The sequence below is a fragment of the Turicibacter faecis genome, from assembly GCF_037076425.1.
GTDB lineage: Bacteria > Bacillota_I > Bacilli_A > MOL361 > Turicibacteraceae > Turicibacter > Turicibacter faecis.
The window spans coordinates 1480167-1504341 of sequence record NZ_AP028127.1 but is presented as its reverse complement, the minus strand read 5'-3'; the positions used below and the strand labels follow the sequence as shown (position 1 = coordinate 1504341).

Sequence of the window (24175 nt, the reverse complement as noted above, 5' to 3'; positions counted from 1 at the left end):
TGGTTGATGGCGTATTTTGTTGTGACGGGCGCTTCCTCAGGTATTGGGGAGGCAATGTGTGAAGTACTCGCCCGTGAAGGGCATTCATTAATATTAGTAGCCAGACGTCAATCTTTATTGGAAACGTTAAAAGAAAGGATGGAGAAATATGCAGGATGCCAGGTTGTGGTGATGCCAATGGATCTTTCGAACCCCGATGAGGTTTGTCGATTGTATGAGGCGTGTTTAGCCTACGACGTCATTGGTTTAGTCAATAATGCGGGGTATGGGTTATACGGAGAGTTTTTAGAATTAGATATTTCAGATGAATTTAATATGATTGATTTGAATATTAAGAGCGTTCATTATTTGAGCAAGCTGTTTTTAAGACGATTTGTCGCACAGGATCGCGGCTATTTGTTAAACGTGGCGTCAACCGCGGCTTTTCAGTCTGGCCCATTGATGGCGTCGTATTATGCGAGTAAGGGGTACGTGTTGCAGCTGACGGAGGCGATTACGAAGGAGTTAGAGGCGAAAGGGTCATCGGTTGTTGTAAGTGCCCTCTGCCCAGGCCCTGTTGACACAGGGTTTCAGCAGCGGGCAAAGATCAAGGTAGCAAAATCTGCAATGAAGGTGCCGACTGCACATGAGGTGGCGAAGTATGCCTATTACGAATGGATGAAGGGGAAGACTCTGATTATTCCTGGGTATTCAAATCGTGTGTTATTGTTTTTGAATCGATTAATTCCAAGGAAGTTAGGGTGTCAGATCGTTTATCAAACGCAGCTGAAGAAAAAATAAGTGAAGATTCAAAGTCCCTCGATCAATTCGAGGGCTTTTAAAAAGGTAAACCCTCAACCGAAGATTTTAAAAAAATAGGGATTATGGGTTGACCAAAGGAAAAAAAAGCGATATAATCATAAATGTAAGGAAATTGATAATTTAATTAGCGCTTGTAGCTCAATTGGATAGAGCATCTGACTTCGGATCAGAGGGTTGTGGGTTCGACTCCTGCCAGGCGCGCCACTTTGATAAAAGTCCTAATACAAGGAATCATATAAGGAAAAAGACTTCTAATGAACGTGATTAGAAGTCTTTTTTTATTTGAAAGAGGGGGATGGAATGACGCATGAGGAATTATGGGAGAGTTATCACTCATTGAATCAGGAGGCGGGAGATGACTATCAGACATGGGCCTTTGCCGTGGAGGCGGATGAGTTAGCTAATTTAGTGATGAGAGGGCAAAAAACTGCGACGAGTTCTCTTTATGTTTGGTATGAAAGAGGGGAGGAGCGGTTACCGCAAGTTTCTGATTATAACGTTATTTTAAATGGCCGAGAGGAGGCTGTTTGTATCGTGGAGACGATGAAGGTAAGCATCGTTCCATTTAATGAAGTAACTGAGGAGCACGCCTTTAAAGAAGGAGAAGAGGATCGATCGCTAGAATCTTGGCGCAGCGCTCATCACGAATTTTTTTCTAAGGAACTTTTAGAAATAGGACTGCAATTTCACGAGGAAATGCTCGTCGTGTGTGAAGAGTTTCAGGTCGTTTATAAACCATAAAAAAATTCACCTCATGGCGAGGTGAATTTTTTATCAGTGAAAGATATTTTAGCGTGGGAATCAGGGAAGATTCCCAATGTAGATGTTAGATATCCCGTATCTACCCTTTTATTATGGAAGATAGGTCATGGATTTATTCAAAGAATTTAATTGTTTGATGAAATAGGTTTTAAAAAGGGGATAGGTATCCATGAAAAAACATAGAATATAGATTGATGGCATTGTAATACAAGTGAGGTGTGAAAATGAAAAGATGGTTATATTTTTCAGTTGTGCTTTCTTTATTGCTTTTTACGGCATGTGGTCATTCAAAGGAAGAAAAAGAGAAGGCAGAAGAGCCTGTTGTAACATCGGAAGAGTTTCAACAAATTTATACGAATACGAAGGACTATAAGGGACGCCGAGTTGAGTTTTATGGTAAGGTTTTTACAGAACCATCCCGTGATAAGAATGGGACTTACTTGCAAGTGTTTATTCTTGATGGGGGAAATGATGGAAATACGCTCGTAAGTATCGATGATCCAAACTTGGAGGTAAGTATTGACGATATTGTTCGAGTCACAGGTGTGATTGGCGATGAAGTTGAAGGAGAAAATCTTTTAGGAGTAACGATGACGATGCCGGGTGTAGCAGCAACACAGGTGGAGAAAGTCGATTATGCAACGGCTTTTGCTCCGTCTATGAAGACCGTCGAACTTAATCAAGAATTGAATCAGAATGGATATAAAATGACGCTTGAACGCGTAGAATTTGCGAAAAGTGAAACACGCGCATATTTAAAAATAGAAAATGAATCTTCAACGAATATTCAGTTCTATCCATACAATTCGATGGTGCAACAAGGAAATAAACAGTACGATTACGAAGAAAACTGGGAAGCTCAATATGAACAAATCAGTGATGATATCCTACCTGGAGTTGTTTCTGAAGGGGTTGTGACATTTCCGGCGATTGATTTAAATGGCGGTGACGTTCGATTTGTATTTGAAGGATTATCAGATGATTATAACGTGGAATTTGAAACCTTTATTTTTGAGTGTCCGCTTCAACCGTAAGATGAAAAACAGGCTACTTTTTAGAGTGAGCCTGTTTTTTTGAGGTTAAAAAGGTGCAGAGAACACTGGAATCTTAAATTTTTATTACTTTTGTGGTACACTAGTATAAGAATTATGGTAGGGCCTATTTAGGTGAAGGATAAATAGGAATTTAGAGTAAATTTTATTATTTTGTCGATATTAAATATAAAGTGACTGAAAAAAAGGTTAGTTAATGTAGAAAAGCTTAATTTCTCTTATGCCAATCTAGCGATGATGTGGGTGGTAAGGGAGACGATTAAAATAAGGGGGCTTGATGATGTCTTATCAAAGCGAAGCAGAATTAGAAAAACAATTGATTGCTCAATTGTGCGATTTGGGGTATGAAAAGGTCAGTATCGCGGACGAAGAGCAGTTAGTCGCAAATTTTAGAAAGCAGTTATCACTCCATAATGAGTCAAAATTGGGCGGTGTCCCTTTAACGGATAAAGAGTTTGAACGCGTCATGCGCCATGTAGAAGGGAAGAGTGTTTTCCAGAGTGCGAAAATTTTAAGGGATAAGTTTGTGCTTGAACGCGAGGATGGTTCTGAAATTTACTTAGAATTTTTTGATTGCTTGCATTGGTGTAAAAATCGATTTCAAGTGACGGCTCAAACGACGGTTGTTGGAAAATATACGAATCGTTACGATGTAACGGTATTAATTAACGGGTTACCCGTTGTTCAAATTGAGTTGAAACGACGCGGACTAGATATGAAGGAGGCGTTTAACCAAATTGATCGTTATCGCAAGCATTCCTATCAAGGTCTTTACCGCTATATCCAAATCTTTGTCATCAGTAATGGGGTTGACACGAAGTATTTTGCCAATACGGATAAGGAATTGATGTATAGTCAAACGTTCTTTTGGACGAATGTGAATAATGAGCGGATTAGTCAATTGGGCGATTTTGCGTTTACGTTCTTGGAAAAGTGTCAAATTTCGAAGATTATTGCGCGTTATATGGTGATTAATGAAACGGATCAATTATTAATGGTCATGCGGCCTTATCAAATTTATGCGGTAGAGGCGTTGGTGACACGTGCCCTTGAGACAAATAATAATGGTTTTATTTGGCATACGACAGGGAGTGGGAAGACGTTAACTTCATTTAAGGCCAGTCAGATTTTGGCGAATGAACCAGGGATTAAGAAAGTCTTCTTTTTAGTTGACCGTAAAGATTTAGATAGTCAAACGATTAAGGAGTTTAATAAATTTGAACCGGATTCTGTGGATACGACGGATAAAACGGATAAATTGGTTCAACAAATTAAAGATATTAACCGTCCGTTAATCGTGACGACGATTCAGAAAATGGCGAATGCGGTGAAGTCCCCGCGGTATGAAAAAATTATGGACCAGTATCGGAATGAGAAAGTGATTTTTATTATTGATGAGTGCCACCGTTCTCAGTTTGGAGATATGCATAAAGCCATTAATAAACATTTTCATCAGGCACAATATTTCGGGTTTACTGGAACGCCACGTTTTGAAGAGAATAAGAGTCAGGACGGGCGGGTAACAGCTGATCTTTTTGAAAAGTGTTTGCACCATTATTTAATTAAAGATGCGATTAATGATCAAAATGTCCTTGGTTTTTCGGTCGAGTATATTAATACGATTCGTGGAAATTACGATGAAATGGATGATACGAAGGTTCATGCGATTAATACGGATGAAGTTTTTATGAATGAGACGCGTATTGAAGAAATCGCGCGACACATTATCGCAAATCATGACGCTAAAACGCGTAATCGTGAATATACGGCGATTTTTACGGTGCAAAGTATTCCGATGTTAATTAAATATTATGATGCATTTAAAGCGATGGATCATCGTCTCAAAATTGCAGGGATCTTTACATTTGGAGCGAATGAAGACAGTGAAGGGCGTGATGAACATTCGCGCGATAGTTTAGAGCGGATGATTGCTGATTATAATCAACTTTTCCATACGAATTATTCGACCGACACGTTTTCAAATTATTTTTCCGATGTCTCGAAGCGGGTGAAAAATGCTCAAATTGATATTTTATTAGTCGTGAATATGTTCTTAACAGGGTTTGATGCGAAAACGTTAAATACGCTTTATGTTGATAAAAATTTAAAATATCACGATTTATTGCAAGCTTATTCCCGAACGAATCGCGTGCAAAAAACGACGAAGCCTTATGGAAATATTGTCTGCTATCGTAATTTAAAAGAAAATACGGATGATGCAATCCGCCTGTTCTCGGATACGAATAATACAGATACGGTGTTAATGCGAAGTTACAGTTATTATTTAGATTTGTTTGAGGCAGAGTTAAATCGCTTGTATGAGCTTGTTAAATCGCCACAAGAGGTGGATGGGCTTCAAACCGAGGAAGAAAAACGGCAATTTATTTTAAGTTTCCGTGAACTTTCCAAGGCTTTAGTGAAACTTGAGACCTTTACGGAGTTTGAGTTTAATGAAGAGACGGTGGGGATTTCCGAGCAGACGTACCAAGATTTTAAAAGTAAGTATTTCTTAATTTATGATGAGGTGAAACGCGCCGAAGGAGAAAAGGTGTCTGTTTTAGCCGATCTTGATTTTTGTATTGAAATCATGCATACCGATAAAATTAATGTCAGCTATATCATGAACTTGATTCGTCAAATTGATTTAACAGATACAAAACAGCGTGACGAAGATATTAAAGAGATTATAGCAGAACTTGATCGAGCGGATAATGAGGAGTTACGTCTAAAAGTAGATTTATTAAAATCTTTCTTAAATAAAGTGATTCCAACGTTGTCGCCAGAAGATTCGATTGACGAAGCTTACTATGCGTTTGAAGAACAATCCCGACAAGAAGAAGTTAAATATTTTGCTGAGGAAGTGAACCTGAATGAGGAAACCATTCAAGAATTTGTGGCTGAGTATCAGTATGCGGGTATTTTGAATCATCAAGAAATTTCGGACGCTGTCGTCGATAAATTGTTAGCTAAAAAACGTAAGGTCAAAAAAGTGAAAGAATTTATTGTGGATCATACGAATAAATATAATTAAAAGTGCTTTTTTTAACAAAAGCACTTTTTCTTTTGACACTATTCGAGTGATATGTTATGCTTTTAGTATGAAAAGCAGGTGAAAAAGTATGAAGCTAGAAGAAGTGGGTAAACTCTCAATAGGAGCAACGCTCGCTCGTATTAAGGCAAAACCGAATGAAAAAGCTTATCCAAGGCGATTGTTTACCATTCAAGAGTTAAATAAGGTAACAGTAGACCCTCATTTACAGGTAGAAGGCCAAGAAGTTTTAGTGAGTGATCGATATATTCGAGAAGTTCCACTAGCAAAGGTCGGAATGGTTTTGATTGGGTTAACGGCCCCTCGGGCCTTTGTGGTGACAGATGCGTATGAAGGGTACGTGATTCCGATTAATTTTGTTTATTTGGAATGTCACGAAGGGGTTTGCCCCGAGTATGTGGCGTGGTATTTTAATGAGCATCCGGATATTCAACGACGGTTAGCAGTTGAAAGACAAGGCTCAAGTCTTCAAGCCTTATCGATGCAAAAAATAAGGGAATTACCGATTGATCTCCCAGGCGTCGCAACTCAGGAGAAAATAGCAACGGTTTACCGATTAGGTCATCAGCGAAAAAAACTATGGATTGAAAAACAAAGATTAGAAGAAAAGTTAATGAATGAATGGATGATTCGAACGTTGAAGGAGGAAAAATAGCATGACAGTGAGTGAAATTCAAAAACAACAGCAGGCGGATTTACATGCGCGTTTATGGTCGATTGCTAATACGTTACGCGGAACGATGGAGGCATATGATTTTAAAAACTATATCTTAGGTTTAATTTTTTACCGTTATTTATCGGAAAATGTAGAGCAACGGGTGGCGAAGTTATTAGAAGAAGACGAAATTAGTTATGAAGAGGCGTGGCAAGATGAGGAGTATCGTGAGGCGCTATCGGAGGAGTTAATTAGTGATATCGGATATTTCATTGAACCGAAGTACTTATTTTCATCGTTACTTCGGTTAATTGAAGAGCGTACGTTTGATATTGAAGTGTTGCAAGGGGCGATTAATAATATTACGGAATCAACGATTGGGCATGAAAGTCAACAAGATTTTGACCATTTATTTGATGATATGGATTTAACGTCTTCAAAACTCGGGCGTGATGTAAAAAGTCGTTCGGCGTTAATCGCAAAGGTGATAGCGGATATTGCTGATATCCCATTTGCTTATGAAAATTCCGAAATTGATGTGTTAGGGGATGCGTATGAGTATTTAATCGGTCAGTTTGCGGCGAATGCCGGGAAAAAAGCGGGAGAGTTCTATACGCCACAACAAGTGTCTAAAATTTTAGCTAAAATCGTGACGGCTGGTAAAAAAGACTTAAAGAATGTGTATGACCCCACGTGTGGTTCAGGCTCTTTATTATTACGTGTTGGGCGTGAAGCGAATGTTCGTAAGTTTTATGGTCAGGAGTTAACGGCAACGACGTATAACTTAGCGCGTATGAACATGTTATTACACGGCGTGAACTACATGAATTTTGATATTCGTAACGATGATACCATTGAGCACCCGCACCATTTAGACGAACGTTTTGAGGCGATCGTGGCCAATCCGCCTTATTCGGCGAAGTGGAGTGGGGATGCGAAGTTTTTAGATGATGAACGTTTTAGTGCGTATGGAAAACTAGCCCCTAAATCAAAAGCGGACTTTACGTTTATTCAACATATGATTTATCAGTTAGACGATAAAGGAACGATGGCGGTTGTGCTCCCTCATGGTGTCTTATTCCGAGGGGCAGCTGAAGGGGTCATTCGTAAATATTTAATTGAGGAGCGTAACGTCCTCGATGCCGTCATTGGATTACCGGCGAACATTTTCTATGGAACCAGTATTCCAACGGTCATCTTAGTGTTCAAAAAATGCCGTGAACATAATGAAGATATTTTATTTATTGATGCGTCCAATGAGTTTGATAAAGGCAAAAATCAAAATGTTTTAACAGAAGAACACGTGAACAAAATCGTCGAAACGTATTTAAATCGTGAAATGATTGATAAATATTCTTATGTGGCAACACTCGATGAAGTCAAAGAAAATGACTACAACTTAAATATCCCTCGTTATGTCGATACATTTGAAGAGGAAGAGCCCGTCGATTTACAGGCCGTCAGCCAACGCATTGCAGAAATTGACCGAGAAATCGCCCAAGTCGACGAAGAACTATCATCTTACTTAAAAGAACTAGGTCTATAAGAGGAGGCGAATACAATGAAAAAAGTACCAAATCTTAGATTTAAAGAGTTTAGTGGAGAGTGGGAAAGTAATAAAATAGAAAAGATATGTGATATAATTACTGATTACGTTGCAGCAGGAAGTTTTGAAAATATTAGAAATAGTGTAACTTATTACAATAGTGAAAATTTCGCTCAATTAGTAAGAACTATTGATTTAAAGAGTAATTTTAATAATAAGGATTTTATCTTTGTTGATGAAAAAGCATATAATTTTTTGTATAGAGTAAATCTGAATGAAGATTCAATTATATTACCTAATATAGGTGCGAATATAGGAGAATCTTATTATGTAGAACCCGAGAAATTACCAAGTGAAAATAATGTTTTGGGACCAAACGCAATTTTATTAAGAAGTGAAATAAATAATACAAAATATATATATTATTTATTTAATACGAAAGCATTCCATAAACAATTGGTACAAATAATCGGAGCAAGTGGTCAACCTAAATTTAATAAAACAGAATTAAAACAAATGAAATTTTATGTCCCTACTATAGAGGAACAAGAAAAAATAGCCTCTTTCTTTTCTTTAATTGATAAAAAGATAGAACTTCAAACCGAAAAGGTGGAAGAATTAAAGAATTATAAAAAAGGGCTCATGCAAAAAATCTTCTCACAAGAACTAAGGTTTAAAGATGAGAATGGAAAGAAATACCCTGAGTGGGAAGAAAAAAAGTTAGAAAACATAGTTGAGTTTTTTAAAGGGAATGGGTTAAGTAAATCAGACTTATCTGATAATGAGGATATTCCATGTGTACTATATGGTGAATTATTTACACAGTATGATGAGGTTATAAATGTTGTAAAAAGTAGATGTTTAAAAGATCAAGGGTTTAAGTCTGAAAAATATGATGTATTAATGCCTACGTCAGATGTAACACCAGAAGGATTAGCTACAGCAAGTTGTATTCTAGTTGACGATGTTTGTTTAGGGGGGGACATAAATGTTCTTAGACCGAAGAAATATATAAATGGTATATTTTTAAGTTATCAAATTAATCATTTTAAATCTTTAATTATAAGAAAGGTTTCAGGAACAACTATTAAGCATATTTATGTAAAGGACATAAAAGATATAAAGTATAATATTCCGTGTGAAAAAGAGCAAATTAAAATAACAGATTTATTAATCCAAATTGATAATAAGATTAAATTTGAATCTTTAAAGGTGGAATCTTATAATAAACTAAAAAAAGGGTTGTTACAACAAATGTTTATTTAATAGTAAGTCACGAATTAGCTAGACGAAAAAGGTCTAGCCTTTTCTTTTGTGGTCAAGATGACAGAAGAAATCGGTAATAAGTACAAGTCAACGGGGGATATTAAAAACATCTAAGTCTTATTTGAAAAGGTGATAAGTGATGGATGTATTTTTACCCGATGTTGTTGAACAAAGAATCGTATGAACAGATAATAGTGGATTTCTCTTCCATTCAGTTGAGAGCTTCTATCAAGATTTATTTGTGGGAAATCAGGAGGTGTCTCACGAAATATTAGTAGGGAGCAAGGAGGAAAGAAAAGATAAACTGATTTCCTATTTAATGAGTAAGGGGGTCACAGGGAGTCGTTTATTAATTATAGACCCCTATTTCTTTGGCACTTTTAATAAACCCTATAAAGATTTAATGATTGATGTATTGACGCGGTTAAATCCTAAGGAGATAACGGTAGTCATAAATGAGGAGAACTATAATAAAAACCTATACAACACAATTAGTCAAAAAGTAGGATGTGAAATAAAAGTCTATTCTTCTGAAAACTTGCATGATCGATTTTGGATTATCGATGAAGAGAGAGGGATTTCGTTAGGGACATCGCTCAATGGAATCCATCATAACATGATACGGATTGATGATTTGCGGGATGAAGAGGTGAAGACAATAGTAGAAGAAATCAATCGAACAAAGATTGAAATGAAAAAATAAAAAAGGAAATCGCCTTTAATTAGCGTATTTAAAAGAGAGAGGATTATTTGAAATCCTGAATATGCTATAATAGAGGAGGTTCGTTACATGCCCTATCAACGAAAAAGAACGTTACAAGAATTAAATTTATCGGATGACTTTTTGTTTTCTAAGGTCTTTTCCGATGCTGAAGTTTGCCGGCAAGTGCTAGAAAAGATTTTGAAGGTTAAAATTAAAAAAATTAAATTTGTGGAAAGCCAAAAGTCCATTGATTTAGTAATGGAGAGTAAAGCGATTCGGTTAGACATTTATGTTCAAGATGAAGAGGAAACCATTTATAATGTAGAGATGCAAAGAGGAAAACATAAAAACCTAGCGAAGAGGAGTCGATATTATCAAGGAAGCGTCGATTTGGACTTTATTCAAAAGGGCAGTGATTATTTAGAACTTTGTAAAAGTTTTGTCATCTTTATTTGCACGTTTGATCCTTTTGGCAAAGGGAGACATATTTACAGTTTTGAAAACTATTGTATAGAAGATCAATCGCTAAAATTAAATGATGAGACAACAAAAATCTTTTTAAATACACGTGGGGTTATGGATGACGTGGACGAGGAGATGAAGGAATTATTAAGCTATGTTGAGAATTCAACAGATACATATGTTGCTCAAACAAAGTCCGAACTCGTGCATCAGTTACATGATAGGGTCAATCGGATTAAGCAAGATAAAAGGTTGGAGGTGGAATATATGACATTATACGAAATTTTTAAAGAAGAATTTGAGGATGGAAAAATAGAGGGGAAAAGAGAGGAAAAAGTAGAAATCGCCAAGAATTTATTAGATGTTTTAGATGATGAAACAATTGCGTTAAAAACAGGACTGACGATTGAAGAAGTCCAACGATTACGAAACGAAAATAAGTAATTGATTTTTTTATAAAAATCCCCCTCAACAAAGTCTGAACTCGTGCATCAGTTACATGATAGGGTCAATCGGATTAAGCAGGATAAAAGGTTGGAGGTGGAATATATGACACTATTGGAGATTAAAGAACGAGAACTCCAAAAAGGCATTAAAATAGGGATTGAGCAAGGAATTGAACAAGGAAAGGAAGAGGAAAAAGTAGAAATCGCCCAGAATTTATTGGATGTTTTAGATGATGAAACAATTGCGTTAAAAACAGGACTGACGATTGAGGAAGTTCGGCGATTAAGAAACGAAAAAAATAATTAATCTTTTTCTAAAAATCTCCCTCACCAAAAAGTCCGAACTCGTGCATCAGCTACATGATAGGGTCAATCGGATTAAGCAGGATAAAAGGTTGGAGGTGGAATATATGACATTATTGGAGATTAAAGAACGAGAACTCCAAAAAGGCATTAAAATAGGGATTGAGCAAGGAATTGAACAAGGAAAGGAAGAGGAAAAAGTAGAAATCGCCCATAATTTATTGGATGTTTTAGATGACGAAACGATTGCGTTAAAAACAGGATTGACGATTGAGGAAGTTCGACGAATACGAGATGAAAACTAATGAATCTTCTCTAACAAAAGTATCGCTCAAATAACATCTGAGTCTATGCATCAGTGACATGATAGGGTTAACCGGATGAAGCAAGATAAAAGGTTGGAGGTGGAATATATGACATTAGATGAGCTCCTTAAAAGGGAGTTTGAAAAGGGAGTCAAGCAAGGGCTTGAACAAGTTAGGAAACAAATCGATAGAGAAATTGCCAAGAATTTATTAGATGTTTTAGATGATGAGCAGATTGCGAAAGCAACGGGAGTAGAAATTGAAGAAGTTCGTCAATTACGACATCTTACTGTGAATGATTGATCAAGAGGTTCTTTCTTTGAGAGAGGGCCTTTTTTATGTAATTATTAAATAGGTTGGGAGAATGGCAGATTGCTATCATTTCATCAGAGTGGGAGATGTTGAGAAAATAATCATGAGTTTTCTCTTTCATAAGCCAGGATATGTTATAATAAGGAAAAAACTTAGGGGTGGAATCATGGAGGAAAGGCCATGTGGACCTATTGTTTTATTTCACGCGTTTACTAGGGTGATAAGGTGGTAACTTGCAGTTATCAAATGAGAATCAAGCAGTTGATGGGGGAGAGCTCATGAAGGAAATAATCGTTAGACTCGCTAGAATGATTAGGTTACTACACGCCAAAGGACGTAGGGTGGCGTCGATAAAGCCATTTGGACGGGATATTTTTTTACTTGAGATTCAGGTGGCGGGGACGCACTATATTGAGAATATGAATGATATTGAACCATCCCTACACGTGGGGAGTCGGTTGGATTTTTTTCGTGAACCAACTAATCCGCATGATAGTTATGCCATTGTTATTCAATCGCCCGCAGGCGATAAGATTGGCTATATCTCTAGGCGAGATAATTTAGTATTCGCTCGTTTAATGGACGGAGGAAAATTTCTTTTTGGAGAATTAAAATCGAAGGAATGGAAAGGCCGCTGGCTAAAAATTAAAGTAGACGTCTATTTGCGGGACTAAAACAGCTTTAAAAAGTAAAATAAAAATGGAAAGTAACGCTTTTATCAAAGAAAATCATAAAAAGCAGCCGAGGGGCTGCTTTTTAAATAGTCATGACACCGCCAAATGTTTCAAGATAGGCTTGGTGTTGTTTGTAGTTAGGGTCATACATCCCCACTTTTCGCCAAAAAGAGCGGTCATGATTCATATGATAGATGTGACAAAGCTCGTGAATAATGACGTAATCAATCACCATCTCGGGTGCCATGGTGAGTTTGTAGTTGAACGTTAATTCCCGCTTAGAATTACACGTTCCCCATGTTCGAGGGGAGTCGAGCACGGTCACAGATTTTGCTTTGACGCCAATGAGGGTTTGAAAATGGGGAATTCGTTTTTTGATGTATTGTTTTGTCTTTTGAGTGTAAAATCGTTGCAGTGCTTGTTGAATTTGCTCTTTTTCCTCGGGAATTTCCTCAAGGAGGTGGGATAAGGGCAAAGCCCGACCGAGGTAAAGAAAGAGCTCTTCATCGGCATAAGATTTCTGGTTGGAAATCACTTTTTTATTTTTTTGTTTTTGACGTAAGTTCATTAAAAATTCGCTTTTGGATTCAAGAAAGGCCACGATGTCTTCCTCACTCGTGTGCCGCGGAACTTTAAGCGTGAGGTGCCCCTCAGGGGTCGCCTCCAACTTTATTTTTTTTCGTTTCGCGTATTGAACCTCCACGTGAAATGTTTCATTACAAATCGTTAGCTTCATAAAACCTCCTTAAAACAGTAGGGAAATAATCAGTAAAAGCGTGAATTTCCAGTGCAGACGGTTGGTATAAGGAATTCCGAGTTTTTCAAAGTTTGTGACGGACTGGTTGGCGGTAAGGGCATCTTTTAGGGTTAAGAAGACGATGAGGGCGACGGGATGGTAAAGTCCTGTGATTACATAGATAGTGGTTAAAACATAGGCCCCAAATACTAGTGTTCGATAGAGGTAGGTGCTGTTTTTACTCCCGATGCGCACACTTAATGTTCCGATACTTAACCGTTGATCGCGTGTGAAATCACGCATTTCATTACTAATCATGAGAGCTGGAATGAAAAGCGAGGCAGGCAATGCCAGAAGGATGGGATACCAAGATAATTCCTTTGTAAAGGGAAAGCTTGCGCCTAATACCATTAATGGTCCCATGGCGATAAAGGAGATGATGACTCCAAGTCCTTTGCGTTTGAGGACAAAGGGTTCTCCTGTGTAGGCATAGGCGATGAAAAGCCCTGTCAGTCCGATGACTAGCATGTGAAGATTGGTGATGTAAATTAAAAAAAGACCAATGAGCCCGGCGATGGCGAAGCAAGCCATGGCCCATAAAAAGACGTAAACATCAAAATACGTGCGGACCACCCCTAAAAATTTGATTTGGCGCCCCCCCGGACGATAGTAACGAAACGACCCTTCGAAGTAATCATTGACTAAGTTGGCACCCGACTGGGCCAGTAATCCAGCAACCGTAATGAGAAAGATAAGAAGAAGGTCGAAAGGAGCGTTAAAGTGAATGGCCCCCATTTGATAAGCGGCTAGGATTCCTAGCGTGGTGGAACCGATGGCCAGTGTTAAAGAAAGTGGCCGGAGTGCGATCCATGAGTCTTGAATAAATTTCTTGATATAAGCTTTATTGAACATAATTCACCTCGTATAAGTTGATAAAACCCCTTTTTAAATGTGAGTGGTCATGATGTTAAAGTTCTATTTTTTGATAAATATCGTGTATTATTTTATCATGTCTTGTCAATGAACGGAATGAGTGGTTTTTTAAAAGGTGAGCGTGAGCTCACTTTTTTTCATATTTTAGGGAAGGTCGCATAAAGTTGAAAAAGAGGTCACTGCCAAAGTGGTGATATGATGGGGGGAATCGTCATGTGGAAAGATACAGTTAATGGTGCTGAAGGAACGTTTGAAACGAAACAAAAGGAAAAAGTCGTGGTAGAGATTAAGAAAAAAGAAGGCGTGGCCGTGATTGTGCGTCCAACGCATGAGCAAGCCATTGCCGGAATGCGCGATAATCATGTGAAGATTTGGAATGATTTATTGTTTGATCAAGTAACGTATAATCAAATTAAATCAAAAATGGAGGCTTTATTAATTAAGAAAGCGACAAAAGATAACAAATCGAAACGTCGTTAAGGGACGGGCGGTGTCAGAGAAGAGGGCCGTTTTCTTGGCGGCAGTAAAAAAAGATGAGAGGATTAACTCTCATCTTTTTGGTTTTAAAAAGTTATTGAATGAAGTCCATGATTTCTTCTTTGAGTTGGACGTAGATTCCCTCAATAATGTCGAAATTCATGGCCTGAATATAAATTTCTTCTAATTGATCGTGAAGGGCTTTAGCTTGTCCTAAAGCGACGGTTCCTAATTTAACAGTGGCTTTGTAGTCTGCTTCAATTTGTTTAAGTGCTTCGGCATTGGCTTCATCGGTTCCTGGTGTAATGAGTGCCTCATAAGTATCAATAATTTCGTCGGTCTCAACACTAGGGAAATATTCGTGTGGAGCTGTTGAGTCAAAGAAGCAGACATTTAGTTTAGGGATGAGGACCATGTCGAGTGATTCAGGGTCGAAAGAGCAGTGATAAATTTCGGTATCGTATCCGAGGGATTCACTTTTTTTAGCGAGTTCTTTTAAGAGGGTTGATTTTCCTGTTCCTGGTCGACCTTTAATGAAGTATCGTTTAAATCCGCGAGTTAGATCTTCGATGTAATCAGTGGATCCGTTAGGGGTAGAGGCACCGAAGAAGCGGTGTTTAACGACAGGGAGATGGTCTTCTTTTTTATAGTCGAGTAGGGCGTCGCAAAGGATCGCTCTAAATCGTGGGGCAAGGTCAAAGTCCATTTCATCAATATAGATTTTTTCCCATTGATCATGAATTTTGAGGGCTTCGGCGTATTTATAATAAAGTAAGTCATAGCAAGTACTAATTTGGTGTTTTAAATCAAGGATTGCCTCTTTGTAAGGGACAAGTTTTGCACGATCCCAGGCGATTCCTAAATTAACGTATTGTTCAACGGCTCCAGGTGCCGTTGGTTCGATAACATGGGGAGCAGTACCGTCAACGATTCCGACTTTTAATTGGGGAATAAGGACTCCATCAAGTGAATGAGGATCAGACGAGCAATAAATAAATTCAACGTCATAGCCTAAGTCATAAAAGTCAGCACCGATTCGTTTCATTAATGTCGATTTTCCTGTTCCTGGTCCCCCTTTTAAAATGTATAAGTGATCAACGCCTTGAAGGTTTGATTCAAAGAAATTATAAAATCCGCGTGAGCTATTTGCGCAGACAAAATAGCTTTTAATAGTTGCAGTCATTTAAATACCTCCCATAAAGTAATGATGGATGATTCACTAGTAGTTTATGGGAAAAGGGCCTAATGTGTGAATGAGAATTTTAATTTTATCACTCGTTGTAAGTGTTTTTAATTTCTCTTCTCTCGTTGAAGTTTAAGGGGCTTTATGCTAGAATTAGAATGGAAAAGGCTATTATTCATTTACAAATAATGGATGATTTCTCTTAGGAAAATGGATGAGATAGAATAGGTAAAGGTGAAAGATATGTTTATAATCAATTTAATTCGCGGTTTTTTTATGGCGCTTGCCGATAGTGTGCCTGGTGTTTCAGGAGGGACGATCGCTTTTATTTTAGGATTTTATGATGAGTTTATCGGTTCTTTAAACACGCTTGTTTCAAAGAGTAGCAGAGAAGATAAAGGACAGGCTCTTCAATTTTTATTAAAAATTGGAATCGGATGGGCGCTTGGAATGATTCTTTCGGTTCTCTTCTTAAGTTCGATTTTTGAAGAACATATTTATAGTATTAGTTCGGTGTTCATTGGGTTTATTTTATTTTCCATCCCATTAATTATCAAGGCGGAAAAAGAAACGATTAAAAATAAATATTTAAATATCGTTTGGACGGTCACAGGAATCTTGATTGTCGTGGCGATTACTGTGTTTAATCCGGTATCAGGCGGAGGTGGAATGGAGATTTCTCTTAGCCATTTAAATATTGGATTAATCCTTTATGTTTTTATTGCAGGAATGATTGCGATTTCAGCGATGGTCTTACCAGGGATTTCAGGATCAACGCTGTTATTAATTTTTGGGTTGTATACGACGATTATTAGTTCGATTAAAGAAGTGTTAACGTTTAATTTCTCAGCACTTCCAATTTTAATCGTGTTTGGATTAGGGGTCATTGCCGGAATTTTATCAACGATTAAATTGATTCGTCACTTTTTAGAGACAGCACGGTCACAAATGATTTATTTAATTTTAGGTCTCATGATTGGATCGATTTATGCTGTTGTGATGGGGCCGACAACGCTTGAAACAGCTCAAGCACCGATGTCTTTTTCAACGTTTAACCTTGTGTGGTTTATTATCGGTGGAGCAGTCATCATTGGTTTGGAACAATTCAGTAAGTTGATGGAGAAAAAACAGAAATAAAAAAAGAGCCAAGTGCTCTTTTTTTATTTGTCTAGGAGGTGTTTTACCGACTGACGAGGAATGAGTGTCGGTTGGCAAATATGATTGATCATCGTTTCTTGATCTTCAATCTGTTGAATTAGAGCTTCTGCGGTCAACTTTCCAATCGTTGGACGGCAGGGGTCAATACTTGTCAGTGGTGGGGTAGCGAGTTGGCTCAGTTTTGTGTTTCCTAGCGTCACTAACGAAAGATCATTTGGAACGTTTAATGAGGTTTCGTTAGTGAGGTGTTGAATCAGTTTTAGGGCAACTTCCTCGCTATCGCAAAGAATGGCGGTAAAACGACGTAAGGTATCGAGTAGGTTTGAAAGATTTCCCTGTGAAAATAAGTGTTCAGTCGTCTCGGTTCCGTACCAAATGAGATGTTTTTCATCGACCCCTAAATGGTGGTCGTACATTTCTGTTAAAAACCCTTTATAAAAAAAGTTACCTTTAAGGGTATTGAATTGAAACAATCCTCCAATTTTTTGGTGCCCCTGTTGAATGAGGTGTCGGGTAGCGAGTTGGCCGCAGGCCGTATCATCGGTCATAATGAAATGGCAAGGAAGTCCGGGATAGTAATTATGAATAAAGAGTAAGGGGATATGGTGAGTTAAAAATTCCTGATAAAGGTCAAGATTGGGGTTAGGTAAAGCAGACTTTGTTCCCTCAACGATTAAACCGGCGATATCTGCGTTTAAGAGGGCTAATAAGTGTTCGCGCTCTCGTGTCACTTGATGGTGGGTGAGGCGTATTGTTAGCTGATAGCCCGCCGTTGAAAAGAGGTCCTCCATCTCGGTTAACATCGTAGGGGTTTGATCGTTTGACAGTTCGGGTAGGATGAGGGCGATGGTTTTGGTGTTGAGTCTGGCTTTGAGACTAATTGGGTTGATGTAAGTTCCGCTTCCTTGTTTTTTGATGACGAGTCCCTCTTCCTCTAAGACGGCGATTGCTTGCCGGGCGGTTTGACGGCTGATTTCAAATTTTTGACACAGTTTATTTTCACTGATTAGTTTTTCGCCTGCTTTAAAGGTGTTATTATAAATGTTTTCTTTCATCCATTCGGCAATGGCAAGATATTTTGGTAAGTTTGGGTTTAGCATAAAAACCTCCTATTTTTTACGTGTTAGGGGATGATTTCTTTAAGTTGTTTCTATTGTATAATTTTTTGTCTTTTTTTGCACGAATTATCTTTTTTATGGACGATAATAGGGGGACGTGTATTTCCTTGGAAATAATCCGAAAATCTTGTCGATGAGTTCGTTAGGGATTGGGTTGACGATTCTTGTAAAAAAGGCTTATAATGAGAACAAACATTCGCTTTTTAGGAGGATAAGACGTTGAGGTTATTACATTTAGGCGATTTGCATTTTGGTAAGGTAGTTAATTCGTTTTCCATGCTTGAGGATCAGCGCTATGTGCTTGAACAGGTTAAATCATATATTAAGACGTATCAACCGGATGCGCTTTTGTTAGCGGGCGATATCTATGATCGCAGTGTGCCCCCCGCTCGGGCGGTTGCTTTATATAGTGAATTTTTAAAGGAAGTGCTCGTTGAATTGAAAACGCCAGTTTTGGCGGTGGCGGGCAATCACGATGGGGCGGACCTCATTAATTTTGGTCATGAGTTATTTGAGGCGGCTCATTATTATGTCGCGGGAAGATATACGAAGGAGATCAAAAAAGTGGTCTTGCGAGATGAATTTGGACCGGTTAATTTTTATTTATTACCATTTGCCGATTATGCCGTTGTACGCGAGCTCCACGAGGATGAGACGGTTAAATCATTAGACGATGCGATGCGAGTGACTCTGGCTGCTAACCCGATTGATGCGACAGAGCGAAACGTTTTACTCACGCATGCTTTTGTTGTGGGTCAAAGTGAGGAGATTTTAATCTCCGATTCGGAAAAAAAGTTAGTGGTAGGAGGGAAAGAGTCAGTTTCTAGTGCCTACTTCGAGGCGTTTGATTATGTCGCTTTAGGTCATTTACATCGAACACAAAAAGTGGGAAGTGACAAGATCAGGTATAGTGGTTCCTTACTTAAATATTCTTTTTCAGAAGAACAGTATCACAAATCTGTGACGATGATTGATTTAGACGAAGCAGGGAAGCTTTCTTGTGAATTATTGCCGTTAACACCACTTCGGGACATGAAAACAATCAAAGGGACATTAGAGGAACTTCTAGCTTTACCAAGATGTGAAGATTATTTGCGTATTGTGTTATTAGATAAAGGTGAATTAATTGAGCCGATGGCCAAACTTCGTAAAAATTTTCCTTATGTGATGATGTTAGAGTTAGAACAAAATAATCAAGCGTTTAAGGGAAGTCAATTGACAAAACAGGCGCGTCAACAAAAAACGGCGGAACAATTATTTAGTGATTTTTATGAACACCATAAAGGAGAGGCGTTGTCAGAGGCCGCAAAAACATCGATTCAGACAATTATTAAAGAAGTGCGAAAGGAGTCTTGTGAATGAAACCATTGTTATTGAAAATGTCTGCCTTCGGACCTTATGCCAAGCCGCTGACTTTAAATTTTAAAGAAGATTTAGATCAACAAGATATTTTTGTCGTGACGGGACCAACAGGTGCGGGAAAGACGACAATTTTTGATGCGATTTGCTATGCACTTTACGGAGAAACAAGTGGGGGAAGTCGTTCTGGAAAAGAGTTAAGAAGTGATTTTGTAAAGGAAAGCGAGATTAAAACGGAGGTTTCTTTTACGTTTAGTGTGAATGGGAAAACTTATTGTATCACGCGATCACCGCAACAACTTCAAAAGAAAAAAAGGGGAGAAGGATTCCGCGAAGTTCCGGCGACGGTCGAATTTTTAGAGGTGGCAAGCGATTATCCGCCCTTGACGAAAGAAAGTGAAGTTCGTGAACAAATTCAACAAATTATTGGGCTAAAAATTGAACAGTTTCGAAAAATTGTCATGATTCCGCAAGGAGATTTTAAAGAGTTTTTAGTGGCTAATACAACGAATAAGGAAGAAATTCTACGTAAAATATTCGGAACTGATTTTTATAAGGCTGTGCAGGAACAGTTAACTCAGCAAGCTAATCGATTAAAGGCCGAGGTGTTTGAAACTCAACAGGCGATGACGGCAGAACTTCAATTAGTAAGAACAGACGAAAATCAGGCGTTAGATTTAGAACGTCCTTTACACGAAGTGATGGGAGAAATTGAGCATCAACAAAAGCGATTTGAAGGGGTAGAACATCAGTTAGAGCAACAAAAGGAACAAATAGCTGAGCAATTAAGTAGTTGCCAACAAGAGTATGAGTTAAAAAAGAAAATCAATGAAAAAATTGAAGAGTATGCGACCGCAAAAGAACGGTTAGATCAACTCACTGAGCAACAAGACACCATTACCCGATACGAACATCAGGTGAGTCAGGCGAAGCAGGCACAAGGCCTGATTAATCTTGAAAATGAATGTTTAAAATATCAAGCTTTTAAGCAGGATACGTTAGAAAAGCAGGCTCATCTTAAGAAGCAGTTAACGGATTGTCAGACAGAGTATATCTTAGTCAAAAAATGTTACGACGCCATTGATGTCTTACGTCAAGAGATGACCGAGATGAATCGGGAAAAGGATGAGTTGTCACGCTATGTTGAAGGGGTCAAGCTATTAGATCAAAAACGGAAGCAACTGCAACAATTAGAGCAGACAGAGCGTGAGCTTACCGCGGAGGTTCAGTGTCGAAACATAGAATTAGCGGCTTTAAAGGATCAAGTGGAGCAGCTTGATCCATTAAATGTGGTAAAAGAGAAGCAACGTGAAGAACAACATCGATTAGAATTAAGGGAAGTGAAAGGACAGGAGGAGCTGCAGAACGTCACGTTACTTTGTGAAAAACTAGAGGCGTATGAGCAGACGGCTAAGAGCCTTGAAGATAAAGAAGCAAGCGCTACGACCCAATTAGAGGAGGCACGTCTTAAACGGGAGGATTATGAGCATCAAGCACAATTATTTATTAATGCAGCAGCTATTCGGTTAGCCAATGAACTGAAAGTTGGGCAACCTTGTCCCGTGTGTGGATCGTGTGATCATCCGAATCCTCGTCGTAGCCAGGAAAGTATTTTATCAAAGGCCGCGTTAGAGGCGTATCGTGTAGACGTTGAGAAACTCGAAGAAAGGGGGCGATCTGAGGAACAGGAATGTTCGATTTTACGCGTGACGCTTCAAAAGCTAGCAGAGGAGTTGAATCACTTGAAGACGAGCTTAATTCAACGTTGTCTGCTAGGTGAAGATGAGGAAGCGACGTTAGTGGCCATGAGACAGTTAAAATCAAAGCTTTTGAATCAGCAGTCTGAACTGACGCGCAAAAAGACTCAAGTATTGATTCAGGTGAAACAGCTTGAAGAACAGATGGCGCAATTGGTGAAAAAGAAGGAAATGATGGCCCCCCTTGAAGCAGAAATTGCACAGAAAGAACAGAAACGTCAGGATCAGCGCGATCTTTATCAGTCTGAGCGACGTTCGGTTAAGGATTTAGAGGAACAGATTCCGATGGATTATCGCTCAGTTGACGTTTTAATGTCACGCCTTGAGGAAATAAGTACCTGTTTAGTGACTCACGAACAACACATCAAAAAAAGTCAAGAAGATTATGAACGTGTTTGTTCACAATTGACGCGATTAACGACCGTGGGACAGGAGTTAACTAATCAATTAGAGGGGTATGAATCGCAACTTAAGACAGCCACCACTTCATTAGAGGAGCAGATTGTCCAAACATTTCTTAATCGGGAGACTTATGAGCAGGCCAAATCATGGATAGATGCAATGGATAAGTTGGAGCAATTTGTTATTCAATATTACCAAGAGCGCCATACAGCCGTGTCGATCGAACAAGCGTTACGTGATGAATTAGCAGGTGCAGTTCAAACAGATCTTACTCCGTTAAAGGAGAGAATGGAGGACCTTTCACATAAACGTTCGGAATTAGAAGGCGAGCGTGCGAGGGTTCAAGCCAATCGGGAACAGAATGAGCGCCTCCTTTCTTCGGTGACCAAAAAATATGCAGTGATTCAATCAAAAGAAAAAGAGTATGCCACACTCGGTGAACTGGATGCCTTGGCCAACGGAAGAAGTGGTAGAAGGATGTCTTTTGAAACTTACGTTTTATCGAGTTACTTTGATGAAGTATTGTTTGCGGCCAATTTACGATTACAGAAGATGACGGCTAGAAGGTACTATTTATTGCGTCGCGAAGAGGTTAAAGGGGGAGGGCGCAAAGGATTAGACCTGGACGTTTATGATAGTCATACGTGTAATCAAAGACCGGTTAATACGTTATCGGGTGGAGAAAGCTTTAAAGCTTCATTAGCACTGGCACTTGGTCTTTGCGATGTCGTTCAACAAAATTCCGGAGGGATTCAGTTAGATACGATGTTTATCGATGAAGGATTTGGAACGTTAGATTCGGAATCATTGGATCAAGCCATTGATATTTTAATGGATTTACAAGATCATGGCCGCTTAATCGGAATTATTTCACATGTTAATGAGTTAAAAGAACGAATTCCAGTAAAATTAGTCGTTGAGGCCGATGGGACTGGAAGTTGTGCCTATTTTAAAAAATAGGGTCTACAGGAAAAGGCTAAAAGGGAGGACCTTTTAGCCTTTTAAAATTGCCAAATAAATGAAAGGAAAGACAGCTTGAAAAGTATGGTATAATAGAAGATATGTATGATAGTGAAGGAGGGATTATGTGTTAAGCTTAATTGGTATTTTTATTATTATTATCGGTTTTATTTTGAAAATTGACACGCTTGCCATTGTTGTGATAGCGGGAATCGCTACAGGTTTTGTTGGTGGACTAGATTTTAATGAAATTTTAACAAAGCTCGGGGAGGCGTTTGTTGCCAACCGTTATATGACATTGTTTATCATTACCTTACCTGTTATTGGGTTAATGGAGCGTTATGGATTAAAGGAACGTGCTGCTTGGTTAATTGGGCAGTTGAAAAATGCGAAGGCGGACGGTGTTTTAAGTATTTATTTAGCGTTCCGTCTCGTGATGGCGGCCCTTAGTATCAGGATGTCAGGTCATGTTCAATTTGGGAGACCGCTTGTATTGCCGATGGCCGAAGGGGCGACGCGTTCTAAATATAAAGAGGTAACGGAGAACGATCTGGAGTCAATTAAAGGGTTAACAGCTGCCGCAGAGAACTATGGAAATTTCTTTGGTCAAAATTTATTCATTGGAGCTTCAGGTGTCATGCTTATTGTAGGGACATTGACGGAATTAGGGATTCCTGTTGATGAAAAGCAAGGACCGACAACTATTGCCCTTTATACGTTACCGATTGCTCTTTTGGCATTAATCATTGGGATTATTCAATTTAGACTAAATGAGAAAAGACGGAAACGTATGCACGAGGCGTTAGAGTCAAAAGGAGGGAAATAGGAGTGGCAGAGATCCTTTTATTTATTATCTATACCATTATTGGTTTAATTAGTATTTCATTAGGTGTTTTTTCCCTTGTGAATAAAGGGCAGGAAGCGCGCTGGGGAACCGCCCTCTTTTGGTTTATTCTAGGAATTATCTTTATTTTTGGAGATTATATTCCAGCTAACGTGGTGGGAGGACTCATCATTGTCATGGCCATTTTATCAGCGACGAAACAAGTTAAAATGGTTCATTTTGAAACAACGAGTGAAGCGTTTAAAAAGGAATCTGCCCAAAAGATTGGAAATAAATTATTTATTCCAGCTCTTGTGTTGGCCTTTTTAGCCTTTGTTATTGCTCAGTTTACAAACTTAGGGGCCTATAACGCCATTGGTTTAAGTGGAATTGGGGCGCTAATTATCATTATGATGATCTCAAAATCGTCAGTTAAAGAAGCGAATTTAGAGGCTAACCGTCTCTTAAGTCAAGTCGGACCGACTGCTATTTTACCTCAAATTTTAGCGGCACTTGGAACGTTATTTACGGTGGCAGGAGTTGGGGATGTGATTGCTAATGGTGTGAGTCAAATTATTCCTACTCATAATATTTGGTTAGGTGTGATTGCCTACTGCGTCGGAATGGTGTTATTTACAGCTGTCATGGGAAATGCCTTTGCTGCCTTTTCGGTCATTACTGCAGGAATTGGGGTTCCGTTTGTTTTTAATTTAGGCGCTGATCCAGTGATTGCAGGTTCGTTAGCCTTGACAGCTGGATTCTGTGGGACCTTATTAACGCCGATGGCGGCTAATTTTAATATCGTACCGGCGTCCATTTTGGATTTAAAAAATCAATACGGCGTGATAAAGGCTCAAGCGCCGGTTGCGATTATTATGTTAGTCATTCATATTATTTTAATGCGATATTTAGCTTTTTAATAAGATAGCGGTT

Annotated in this window: 23 protein-coding genes and 1 tRNA gene; 20 read left to right on the top strand and 4 right to left on the bottom strand. The window is 38.6% G+C overall.

What is annotated here, in order from left to right; translation table 11 throughout:
* Positions 1-6: 6 nt before the first annotated feature.
* The 14 genes from AACH31_RS07175 (at position 7) to AACH31_RS07110 (ending at position 12336) form a co-directional block, all read left to right on the top strand.
* Complete coding sequence (locus AACH31_RS07175) at positions 7-780, top strand: SDR family NAD(P)-dependent oxidoreductase (RefSeq protein ID WP_338617306.1); 774 nt, start codon at positions 7-9, stop codon at positions 778-780.
* Positions 781-928: 148 nt separating this feature from the next.
* Positions 929-1005 (top strand) — tRNA-Arg (locus tag AACH31_RS07170).
* A 96-nt stretch (positions 1006-1101) separates the two neighbouring features.
* Complete coding sequence (locus tag AACH31_RS07165) at positions 1102-1542, top strand: ASCH domain-containing protein (protein WP_338617305.1); 441 nt, start codon at positions 1102-1104, stop codon at positions 1540-1542.
* Between the two features lie 245 nt (positions 1543-1787).
* The gene (locus AACH31_RS07160) at positions 1788-2597 is read left to right on the top strand and encodes a hypothetical protein (RefSeq protein WP_338617303.1); all 810 of its coding nucleotides are present in this window, start codon (positions 1788-1790) and stop codon (positions 2595-2597) included.
* 298 nt (positions 2598-2895) lie between these two features.
* Positions 2896-5646 carry a type I restriction endonuclease subunit R gene (locus AACH31_RS07155; RefSeq protein ID WP_338507256.1) on the top strand — a complete coding sequence of 917 codons (2751 nt, stop codon included), beginning with the start codon at positions 2896-2898 and terminating at the stop codon, positions 5644-5646.
* Between the two features lie 88 nt (positions 5647-5734).
* Positions 5735-6319 (top strand): hypothetical protein, encoded by a 585-nt coding sequence (locus AACH31_RS07150; RefSeq protein WP_262950240.1) that lies wholly within the window; start codon positions 5735-5737, stop codon positions 6317-6319.
* 1 nt (position 6320) lies between these two features.
* A complete protein-coding gene (locus AACH31_RS07145) occupies positions 6321-7865 on the top strand; it encodes a type I restriction-modification system subunit M (protein WP_338617302.1) in 1545 nt (514 codons plus the stop codon).
* Between the two features lie 15 nt (positions 7866-7880).
* Positions 7881-9131 carry a restriction endonuclease subunit S gene (locus AACH31_RS07140; protein ID WP_338617301.1) on the top strand — a complete coding sequence of 417 codons (1251 nt, stop codon included), beginning with the start codon at positions 7881-7883 and terminating at the stop codon, positions 9129-9131.
* A 256-nt stretch (positions 9132-9387) separates the two neighbouring features.
* Positions 9388-9834 (top strand): hypothetical protein, encoded by a 447-nt coding sequence (locus AACH31_RS07135; RefSeq protein ID WP_338617300.1) that lies wholly within the window; start codon positions 9388-9390, stop codon positions 9832-9834.
* Between the two features lie 87 nt (positions 9835-9921).
* Positions 9922-10740, top strand: a complete 819-nt coding sequence (locus AACH31_RS07130; RefSeq protein ID WP_262950236.1) for an Rpn family recombination-promoting nuclease/putative transposase — start codon at positions 9922-9924, stop codon at positions 10738-10740.
* A 105-nt stretch (positions 10741-10845) separates the two neighbouring features.
* Complete coding sequence (locus AACH31_RS07125) at positions 10846-11049, top strand: hypothetical protein (protein WP_161830888.1); 204 nt, start codon at positions 10846-10848, stop codon at positions 11047-11049.
* A 103-nt stretch (positions 11050-11152) separates the two neighbouring features.
* Positions 11153-11350, top strand: a complete 198-nt coding sequence (locus AACH31_RS07120) for a hypothetical protein (protein ID WP_338507262.1) — start codon at positions 11153-11155, stop codon at positions 11348-11350.
* Positions 11351-11425: 75 nt separating this feature from the next.
* Positions 11426-11653 (top strand): hypothetical protein, encoded by a 228-nt coding sequence (locus AACH31_RS07115; RefSeq protein ID WP_338617299.1) that lies wholly within the window; start codon positions 11426-11428, stop codon positions 11651-11653.
* Positions 11654-11895: 242 nt separating this feature from the next.
* The gene (locus AACH31_RS07110) at positions 11896-12336 is read left to right on the top strand and encodes an HIRAN domain-containing protein (RefSeq protein ID WP_338507264.1); all 441 of its coding nucleotides are present in this window, start codon (positions 11896-11898) and stop codon (positions 12334-12336) included.
* A gap of 82 nt (positions 12337-12418) precedes the next feature.
* Here the strand turns inward: AACH31_RS07110 and AACH31_RS07105 are convergent, their stop codons facing one another.
* Positions 12419-13072 carry a M48 family metallopeptidase gene (locus AACH31_RS07105; RefSeq protein WP_338507265.1) on the bottom strand — a complete coding sequence of 218 codons (654 nt, stop codon included), beginning with the start codon at positions 13070-13072 and terminating at the stop codon, positions 12419-12421.
* A gap of 9 nt (positions 13073-13081) precedes the next feature.
* Positions 13082-13984 carry a prenyltransferase gene (locus tag AACH31_RS07100; RefSeq protein WP_338507266.1) on the bottom strand — a complete coding sequence of 301 codons (903 nt, stop codon included), beginning with the start codon at positions 13982-13984 and terminating at the stop codon, positions 13082-13084.
* Between the two features lie 234 nt (positions 13985-14218).
* Here AACH31_RS07100 and AACH31_RS07095 point away from each other — a divergent pair, with 234 nt between their 5' ends.
* Complete coding sequence (locus tag AACH31_RS07095) at positions 14219-14485, top strand: hypothetical protein (protein ID WP_161830892.1); 267 nt, start codon at positions 14219-14221, stop codon at positions 14483-14485.
* 91 nt (positions 14486-14576) lie between these two features.
* On the opposite strand, the gene AACH31_RS07090 is transcribed toward AACH31_RS07095, so the two are convergent.
* Positions 14577-15665: a PRK06851 family protein gene (locus AACH31_RS07090; RefSeq protein ID WP_338617298.1), complete on the bottom strand. Its 1089-nt coding sequence runs from the start codon at positions 15663-15665 to the stop codon at positions 14577-14579.
* A gap of 243 nt (positions 15666-15908) precedes the next feature.
* Here AACH31_RS07090 and AACH31_RS07085 point away from each other — a divergent pair, with 243 nt between their 5' ends.
* Entirely contained in the window at positions 15909-16802 is an 894-nt protein-coding gene (locus tag AACH31_RS07085; protein WP_338617296.1) for a DUF368 domain-containing protein, read from the top strand.
* Between the two features lie 23 nt (positions 16803-16825).
* Here the strand turns inward: AACH31_RS07085 and AACH31_RS07080 are convergent, their stop codons facing one another.
* Positions 16826-17923 carry a GntR family transcriptional regulator gene (locus tag AACH31_RS07080; protein ID WP_262953636.1) on the bottom strand — a complete coding sequence of 366 codons (1098 nt, stop codon included), beginning with the start codon at positions 17921-17923 and terminating at the stop codon, positions 16826-16828.
* Positions 17924-18160: 237 nt separating this feature from the next.
* Between AACH31_RS07080 and AACH31_RS07075 the strand changes: the two genes are divergently transcribed.
* The 4 genes from AACH31_RS07075 to AACH31_RS07060 all read left to right on the top strand — a co-directional run bounded on the left by AACH31_RS07075 (position 18161) and on the right by AACH31_RS07060 (position 24162).
* Positions 18161-19303, top strand: a complete 1143-nt coding sequence (locus AACH31_RS07075) for an exonuclease SbcCD subunit D (RefSeq protein WP_161830896.1) — start codon at positions 18161-18163, stop codon at positions 19301-19303.
* Entirely contained in the window at positions 19300-22419 is a 3120-nt protein-coding gene (locus tag AACH31_RS07070) for an SMC family ATPase (protein ID WP_338617294.1), read from the top strand. The genes AACH31_RS07075 and AACH31_RS07070 overlap by 4 nt, the downstream gene beginning before the upstream one ends.
* Before the next feature lie 127 nt (positions 22420-22546).
* A complete protein-coding gene (locus AACH31_RS07065; RefSeq protein ID WP_338507269.1) occupies positions 22547-23245 on the top strand; it encodes a DUF969 domain-containing protein in 699 nt (232 codons plus the stop codon).
* Positions 23246-23247: 2 nt separating this feature from the next.
* Positions 23248-24162 carry a DUF979 domain-containing protein gene (locus AACH31_RS07060; protein WP_338507270.1) on the top strand — a complete coding sequence of 305 codons (915 nt, stop codon included), beginning with the start codon at positions 23248-23250 and terminating at the stop codon, positions 24160-24162.
* Positions 24163-24175 lie beyond the last annotated feature (13 nt).